Source organism: Streptomyces sp. NPDC002573, assembly GCF_042889625.1.
Classification (GTDB): Bacteria; Actinomycetota; Actinomycetes; order Streptomycetales; family Streptomycetaceae; genus Streptomyces; species Streptomyces gibsoniae.
On sequence record NZ_JBIARC010000157.1, the window covers coordinates 1 to 8,077 of the forward strand.

7 protein-coding genes are annotated in these 8,077 nt (G+C 67.7%); 4 read left to right on the forward strand and 3 right to left on the reverse strand.

Annotated elements, in window-relative coordinates; translation table 11 throughout:
• Positions 1-1,075: IS701 family transposase (locus ACFYX0_RS45885; protein WP_388981290.1), on the forward strand; the 1,075-nt coding region annotated here is incomplete at its 5' end.
• 265 nt (positions 1,076-1,340) lie between these two features.
• On the opposite strand, the gene ACFYX0_RS45890 is transcribed toward ACFYX0_RS45885, so the two are convergent.
• Together ACFYX0_RS45890 and ACFYX0_RS45895 are read right to left on the reverse strand one after the other, a co-directional pair.
• Entirely contained in the window at positions 1,341-1,496 is a 156-nt protein-coding gene (locus tag ACFYX0_RS45890) for a DUF6131 family protein (RefSeq protein WP_388981293.1), read from the reverse strand.
• Between the two features lie 135 nt (positions 1,497-1,631).
• The gene (locus tag ACFYX0_RS45895; protein ID WP_388981296.1) at positions 1,632-2,189 is read right to left on the reverse strand and encodes a hypothetical protein; all 558 of its coding nucleotides are present in this window, start codon (positions 2,187-2,189) and stop codon (positions 1,632-1,634) included.
• 674 nt (positions 2,190-2,863) lie between these two features.
• Between ACFYX0_RS45895 and ACFYX0_RS45900 the strand changes: the two genes are divergently transcribed.
• Positions 2,864-4,579, forward strand: coding sequence for a SpoIIE family protein phosphatase (locus ACFYX0_RS45900; RefSeq protein ID WP_388981299.1), 1,716 nt, complete (start codon positions 2,864-2,866; stop codon positions 4,577-4,579).
• 807 nt (positions 4,580-5,386) lie between these two features.
• Positions 5,387-6,073, forward strand: coding sequence for a hypothetical protein (locus tag ACFYX0_RS45905; protein ID WP_388981301.1), 687 nt, complete (start codon positions 5,387-5,389; stop codon positions 6,071-6,073).
• Between the two features lie 833 nt (positions 6,074-6,906).
• Here ACFYX0_RS45905 and ACFYX0_RS45910 read toward each other — a convergent pair.
• Complete coding sequence (locus tag ACFYX0_RS45910) at positions 6,907-7,452, reverse strand: hypothetical protein (protein WP_388981304.1); 546 nt, start codon at positions 7,450-7,452, stop codon at positions 6,907-6,909.
• A 23-nt stretch (positions 7,453-7,475) separates the two neighbouring features.
• Between ACFYX0_RS45910 and ACFYX0_RS45915 the strand changes: the two genes are divergently transcribed.
• A complete protein-coding gene (locus ACFYX0_RS45915; protein ID WP_388981307.1) occupies positions 7,476-7,739 on the forward strand; it encodes a hypothetical protein in 264 nt (87 codons plus the stop codon).
• The last annotated feature ends 338 nt before the right edge of the window (positions 7,740-8,077 follow it).

Consider the following 8,077-nt stretch of genomic DNA (forward strand, 5'->3'; position numbering starts at 1 on the left):
ACTCGCAGGTCAGGACGTAGTACTGGTCGCGGACGAGACCGGGGACGCGAAGTCCTCGTCCGACTGCGTCGGCGCCGGCCGCCAGTACTCCGGCGTACTCAAAGGTGTCGGAATGTGCCAGGTCGCCGTGCACCTGGCCGCGGTCACCGCGTCGGGGCGGGTGGTGATCGACCGGGTGTTGTATCTACCGGAGGACTGGGCCGCGGACGAGGAACGCCGCGAAGTGGTCGGCGTCCCGGAGGAGATCATGTTCGCGACGAAGCTGCAGCAGACCGCCGCCATGGTCGAGAACGCACTTGAGCTGGGTGTCCAGGCGCGCTGGTTCGCCGGCGACGAGGTGTACTCCGGCCGCGAACTGCGCAAGGATCTGCGGGAGCTCGGTCTCGGCTACGCGGTCGGCGTGTCTCACCCGTACCCGGTCACGGATGGAGCGGGCCGCAGGTGGAAGGCCCGTCAGATGATCAACAAAGTGCTGCCGCACCAGTGGATGCGCATGCGGGCGGGACACGGAACAAAGGGCACCCGCGAGTACGACTGGGCCTGGCTCGATGTCCGCGCGGACGACACCCCCAACGGACACGGAGATGACGGCACCAGCGTCCTGGTCGCCCGCCGGCACCGGTACACCGGCGAGATCTCCTTCTTCCGCTGCTGGTCGCCCGCACCTGTCACCCTCGCCCAGCTGGTGGAAGTGATCTGCCGACGGTGGCGGATCGAAGAGACTTTCCAACTCGGCAAGACCTTCACCGGCCTGGACGAAGGGCAGGTGACCTGCTGGAACTCCTGGATGCGCTGGTCGCTGTTCTCTCTTGTCGCATCCGCCGTCCTCGCCCTGACCGCCGCCGCCACGACCATGACCGGCCCGTCTCGTCCCGTTGACCTGCCCCGAACCCGTCCGACTCCTTCGGGCGTTCGTCCTCACACCACCAGTCCGGGACGCGGAACACACCCTGCGCTGGATGGCCTGGCGCCGCCACCATCAAGCCGTCGCAGGAGCCTGCCACCAGCGCCGACACGCGCTTCAGGACCAGCCATGACCAGAACTACAGCTGCCGTGGCAGAAGGCGAGCAGTGAGCCGCGGCGATCCCGACGCCTGCGAGGCTTCCGGCGGCGAGGCGTTCCGTGCTGCCCGGGTCGTCCGCAGTGGTCCGGGCCGGCCAGAACGCCGCCGGCTGGGTTTTGCTCATGTCGACGTAGTCCGTGGCTGTCAGGTGTGGGAGAAGCCGGATTCGTCCTCGTGGGCGGGCGGAGCGGTGGTGAGCTGGTCGACCGCGTCGCCGATGGACGCCGGTGCCGTCACTGATCGCGTCGAAGACACCGTGGATTTGTTCGGCGGGGTCTACCAGTAATGGCGTCGGCCGCCGACGGCGTGGCCGACGGAGCCGAGGAGGAACAGGATGGCTCCTATGACCAGCAGGACGATGCCGATCGTCCACAGGATGCCGATGTGCAGGACGAATCCGACGATGAGCAGGATGACACCAAGAGCGATCACGGCGGTCTCCTCCTTATGTGGCCGGTGTGTCGGCCGTCGACAGTGACTACTCCCGCGGCGGACAACAGAGCGGTGACTTCCGGTGTGTTGCGTTGCATGTCGCCTGCGTGTCCGCTTGGACGGGCTTGCGGGGTGTCAGGCGTGGGCATGGCGGGTCTGCCCGCCGTCAGAGAGCAGTTCGTCGAACAAAGCACGGTAGTGCACCATGGCGCTGCGCAGCTGCTCGGTGGTGGCGTTGTGGCCCATGCTGAGCGTGTCGATGTCGTGCGCGGCCCGGTAGTGCTCCAGTGTGCGGCCGTGTTGCACGGAGAGATCTCTGAGTTGCTGGTCGAAGCCCTCGGTGGGGTAGCCGCGCTCGTGCATCAACGAGGTCACCAGCCGGTCCGCGTCGTGTACGGCGTCCTCCGGCCGGTCCACGAACTCCTGCTGCACGTTGTTCCAGTCCCGGCTGTAGCGGTCCCGTGTATGGCCGGGGAGGGATTTGATGTCGAGCTGGTCGTGACGCTTCTCGCGTGCGCTGAGCTCGCGCTCGGCGGCGAGTCTGCTGTCGGAGTCCTCGACTGTTCGCTCATACTCCGGGCCGAAGCGTTCACGCAGGGCCCGGCGCCGCGTGAAGAGAGCCACGGCCAGGGCGACAAGGAGAACGACCACCGCAACGGGGATGATGATCGCCAATAGTGTGCCTGTAGACATCGGGCTGATCCTCCCGCCTTTCCGCTATTACTTGATATAAGAAATTATCCGCTATTTTCCGACTGTGTGCAGACCTGATCAACCGGCCGGGGCCTACCCTGCACGGGCCCAGGAGGATCTCAGCCCGTGTCCTGCGGCGAGCTGCTGCCGCAGCCGAGGCTCGGTGGGTGGCTGACTCACCGCCCTCCCTCCAGCGTCACGCCGAAGGTTCGGCAAGCCCTCACACGCCGACTCCTTCTCGACGAACGAGAGACCTCGACGTCTCCGGCGCGCCGGACCGAGCCAGAGCACCTGTTTCTCCGGCAACCGAGGGCATTCTCCAGCTGCCTCTCGGTCATCGAGGAATAGCCGTGGATGTTGCGTCTCTGGAGCGCTGTTCTCCACGCTGAGGCGCCGACTTCGGGTGGCGCGCGGAGGCCTTGCTGCCCTCGGCCCGACGATGACCTGTAACTCTGCTGGCCAGGGGCGCGTTCATGCCGGTTGAGCACCTCGCCCCCAATCTCTCCGCGGAAGGCGATCACCGGTCTGCCCCCCGTCGCGGCCGCTTTTGTGGGTGTGGCGAGCGCTCGTCTACTCACGGGGCCCTGGCCCGTGGGATCTTCGGCTGCGAATATGAGGCTGGCCGCTCCCGTTCAAGGAGCGGGGCAGCCGACGGGTGACGGAGGACGACGCGGATGGCCGCCCCACAGGAAGTACCGGTTGGGTTCCGGTCAGAGGTTACGCTCGGTGGTGTTCTGGAGGTGGCCGAGGCGGGCGCGTACGCAGTGGACGACCAAGGCAAGATCATCGCGGTGAATTCGGCGGCGGAACGGCTGCTGGCCCGTCCGTCGAAGCACTTGCTGGGGCGTGACGCGCATGACGTGCTGCACCGCGATGCCGGGGGCAAGCCGCAAGACCGCGCCGGATGCCCGCTGCTGCGCGCCATGCTGGCTGGGCGCACCACGCCGGAGCAGGCGGGCTGGTACGAGCGTGGGGACGCCTCAGTCCTGTCGGTGTCGTGGCTGGCCACGCCGTTCATGCGCAACGACGAGACCACCGGGGCACTGGTGATCTTCCACCAGCGCTCCGCGTCCGAGGCCGACCGCGAGCAGGGACTGGCCACCGCGTCGCTGTCCGATCTGGAGCGCCTGGCCCTGCTGGCCGAGACGACCTCGCGCCTGACCTCGACCCTGGACCCCGACCAGGCACTGCGCCGGCTCGCCCACATCGTCGTCCCCCGGCTGGCGGACTGGGTCGTCGTGGACCTGCTGGGCGAGAGCGACGAAGTCCAGCGCGCCCTCGTCGCACACTACGGCAACGGCGTCCTCACCGAGCGGACGGACCTGTGCGGCCCGCTCCCGCCCGTCCCCGACGACTCGCCCCTGCCTCTGTCCCGGGCGCTGCGTGGGGCGGCCTCGACCGTGGCGACCCCTGCCACCTACGAGGCAGAACCAGACTCCGGCATCGCGATCGAACAGCGCCGACTGTTCGACGCCACCGGCATCCGCTCCGCCGTCATCGGACCCATCAGGGGCCCGCGAGAAGTGCTGGGTGCCCTGACCCTGGGCCGCGCCCAGCGCGAAGCCCCCTTCACCGCCGACGACCTGCCCCTGCTGGACGACATCGCCCGACGCACCGGCATCAGCCTGGAGAACGCCCGGCTCTACCAGCGCCAGCGGCGCGTCGCGGAAACCATGCAGCGCCACCTCCTGCCGAAACTGCCCACCGTGCCGGGATTGGAGACGACGGTGCGCTACGTGTCGGCCCCCGACGCCTCCCAGGTCGGCGGCGACTGGTACGACATGTTCCCCCTCGGTGACGGGTCCATTGCCGTGGCCATCGGCGACGTCGTCGGCCACGACCTCGACGCCGCAGCGGGCATGGCCCAGCTCCGCAACATGCTGCGCGCCCACGCCTGGGCACGACACGACGAACCCGGCAAGATCGTCCGCCAACTGGACGAGACCGTCATGCACGTCACCGACGTATCCATGGCCACCGTCGTCTTCGGCCGCCTCACACACGACCCCGCGACCGGCTGGCGCCTGCAATGGACCAACGCCGGCCACCCACCGCCACTGCTCGTCGACTACAACGGCCGCGCCCGCTTCCTCGACCAGGCACACGGCCTCCTGCTGGGCATGGACACCCTCCACGAGCGCCCCAACGCCACCACCGACCTGCCCCCGAGGTCCACGCTGCTGCTCTACACCGACGGCCTGGTGGAGTCACCGCACTCTCCTCTCGACGAAGGCCTGGAACAGCTCCGCCGACACGCCGCCGCGCTCGCCCACCGTCCCCTGAACGCGTTCTGCGACCACCTGCTCCAGCAGGTCCGGCCCGCCGACAACGACGACGACGTGGCACTGCTCGCCCTGCGCATACCGGCCCCCCAGGACGGCGGACACTGACGAGACGCACGCCGGCGGCCGGTGATGGAAGAATGCATGCATCGCTGGCGACAGGGAAGTCGCGGGCCATGACCACCCACGATGCCTCGGCCCCGTCCCGCGGCTGGCGCGGACCTGCCAGTCGTGGCACCCGCCTGCGGCCTGCAGAACCGCCCAGGTCCTGGAGCGGCTGGCGTGAAGGCGGCGGTCACCTCCGCAGGTTCATGATCGGCAATGAGAGAGGCCCCCTCTATCAGGTGACTTCTGCTGCGGTCCGTGTGAACTGACGAGTGTCCGCGTCGGCTGGACCGGTTCTGGTGGATAGGTTGGAGGCACCGAGGTTGCCCGGGTTGTGCCCCTGACAGGCGTGGCCTGGGCGCCTCGGGCCACGGCTGGTGATCCTGCTGCAAGCAGGTCAACGCCACCATGGCCCAGCTCAAGCGCTACTGGAAGCGGATCCGTGAGAGCGGTGATGTGAAGGTCTCCCCGGGCCGTCGACACCCGCGCCGAGATGCTGTTCCTGGGCCGTGTGGTCCGTCTTTGCGTGCTGCTGGTCGCGCAGGTGGCCACCCCCGCGCGATCGGCGGGCCGGAGATGCATGAGAACTTCGCCACTCGCATTCTGGTCCGCTGCACCCTCAGCGCCTGGCGGATGCTGGTCACCGAGGTCAGCCCGGCACCGGCCCCGACCCGGTACGCGGCATTGGGCCGATGTTCCCCAGCGAGCGCCGCACCGCGGCTGGTCGTGTCGGTGCGCAAGCCCTGCGGGCGGAGCTGTCGGTGCGCGTCGACCAGCCGGTCCCACGTGCTCACCGGGTTGGTTAACGGGATGGACGAGTTCCTCACCGATCCCGACGGCCGCTGGAGGCAGTACCGGTCCCTCGGACCCGCAGTCCTTGGATGTGTGCCCTGGCTGGATGACCCGGCTCTCCTGAGCGCGATCGACCGATTCCCGTCGGCGTGCGTGGTCGTCACGAAGCAGGAGCTGAAGAAGCGGGGCAGGGAGAAGTTCGAGCGACTCAAGCAGTACGCCCAGCAGGGCAATGGCTTCCCCGCCGACGTCTTCGCCGAGATGACCGAGCTGGTCTCCCACTACGACGGCCCGCCCCCGGTGATCGGCCCCTACTCGCCCCGGACAGAGGGACTGCGTGTCCCGAGCATCCGCTCGTTCGAGTTCCGCAAGACCGGAGGCCGTCCCGTGCCCCTCATCCACGCCAAGATGTTCCTCCTGGGACACCTTTCGTGGCACGACGAGGACGGATCGCCTGTCGGCATCGCCGACGTCACCGGCTTCACACCCAAACGGCTGTGGCTGGGCAGCACCAACGGCACCGAAAGCTCACGGCTGGGTCTCGAGTTCGGCGTCTGGCTGGACGACCCCAACCTACTCGCCGACGTAGAACAGTTCTTGGTCAAGATGATGCGGTCATCCGAAGGCATCGACCCAGACGACGACCTCTTCGAGCCCGAGTACGTCAGCGTCGAGTACGACGACGAGGCTTCTACGACGCGATGAACAACAGTGACGACGGTTCCGAGGAAGACGACGAATGACCACTGCGAAGGCTCTTGAGGCGGCTGAGAATGGCTGAGCCGAAGAAGCTGCTGCGGGAGATCGCCCGTCCGTTCGTCGCCGATGGTCCGTCCGGTGTGTTTGCTGTCGACCGTGACGCGTTGGCGAACGGCTGGTTGTTGACGCGTGTGGCCAGCACCTCGGGAAGGACCGCCCTGTGGCCCGGTTCTGCGACCGCCCCTGAAGATCGCGGCCCTCATGTACGCGATGGCCGCCACCGCGGGGGCGGTGGGGCCGGATTACCAGCCGCAGCGCATCCCGGAGGAAACTGAAGGGGTTGTGCCCCGAACTCGTTGCACGCCGGCCCTGTCTGGGGCCGTACTCGGATCACCAAGGGGCGAAGGTACCGACCCCGAAGGGTGATCCGAATGCACACCGTGCTCGCGTACGTCGTCGACCAGGTCGATGAACTGCCGAACGCCATGCTCGCCGCCGTGGTGGCGGCCCTCCTCATCGAGGGCGTGAAGCGGCTGCTGCGGTGACCGCGCCAGCGGGCGGGCGGTCCGTGCCGGAAGACTTCTTCGGGGTGACGGCCCCTGCACCGGGGAGATGGAGCAGCGGCCGTCACCCGGCCCAGGGGGCGCGGTCGGAGCACCCACGACCCCTGGAGAGACCCGGGAACGACCCTGTATCGGCCGTGGGGACCAACGGAGCAGCCAGTATCGATGGGATTGATCTTGGCCTTGGAAGCTGGTCCGGGCACGGCGTCGCGCCTTCGGTGCCACGGTCGTACGGCCGGATGTCCTCAGCCGATGTCCGAAGAAAGCGCCGTTCGCTCAGGGGCAGGGGACCGCGATCTGGTAGGTGCGCTCCCCCGAGTCGATGGAGGGGCTGTCCGTCCAGTATGCCCCGTTCTGGAAGAACCGCATGCTGACGGTGTAATCGCCGCATTCCGACAGAGTGCCGACGTTGATCATGTCGTCTTTCGAGCCGGTGCGGGACGTCTGGCTGACCAGGTACGTGTCGTACGACAGCACCTTGCCCTTGGAGTTGCTCACCGTTCCCGTGGCGCGCCAGTTGGCCGGGTAGTTGCTGCTGGCGTTGTACCAGGCGCCGCCCCAGTAGTAGGTGTTCGTGTCGGTCTCGCCCCTGACGTGGGCTTTCTGCGAGGCGTCGACGACGAGGCACACACGGGCATCGGCGTAGGTCCAGTTCTTCGCGCCGTAGTGGCCCTCCCACTGCGTGCAGTAGGTGCCCGCGACCGGTGGTTCCGCGGCAGCCGTCGCCGACGCCGGGGCTCCTTGGAGCAGGAAGGTCGTGATCGCGGCCATGGCCACAGCTGTCGCGCGCCGGGCGAGCGCCCGCGTCCGGAGATTCGACAAGGGAGGTCCTCTCGAGTTGAGCAGTGTTCTTGTGCATACCGCCCAACGATCTTCGAAGGCCCGGGGCCACGCCTCTTTCGGGTGGTGGCCGGGAACTTGGTCGACGGCGCGAGGCCTGGGAGGCGGCCCGCAAGAAGCAATCCTCGGAGCGGATATGCGTCGAGCACGCCAACGCCGAGCACAAGCAGTGGGGGCCCCTCCAGCGGTACCTCGGCCGCCGCGAGTACTACACCGAGACCCATCTGGCCATCGCCGGCCTCGTCTCCGACCGCACCGCAGAGCGGTAATCACCTATCAGCCAACCCGCCAGGCCAACACGCCCCAACCTCAGTCGTGTACGACACCGTAAGCTCGGCTCGCCAACTCGTCGATCAGTTGGTTGTCCACTGCTATCGCCGACGCGTCTCCTGCCGACTCGACGGCCTTCCTACTCGGTCACGTTGTCACTGGTCATCGATGCATCTTCCGTGATCGGGAGTTACACCGAATGATTTGCGGTCCCGCTCTCGGCCGCAGGTGTGCTTGAAGTTCCCCCTGATCTTGGACAGCGGTTGCTTACGCTGCGGGGGTGAAGTCGTGCTGCAGCCTGGCTCGGGTTTCGAGTGGGGTGAGGTACCCGAACTCG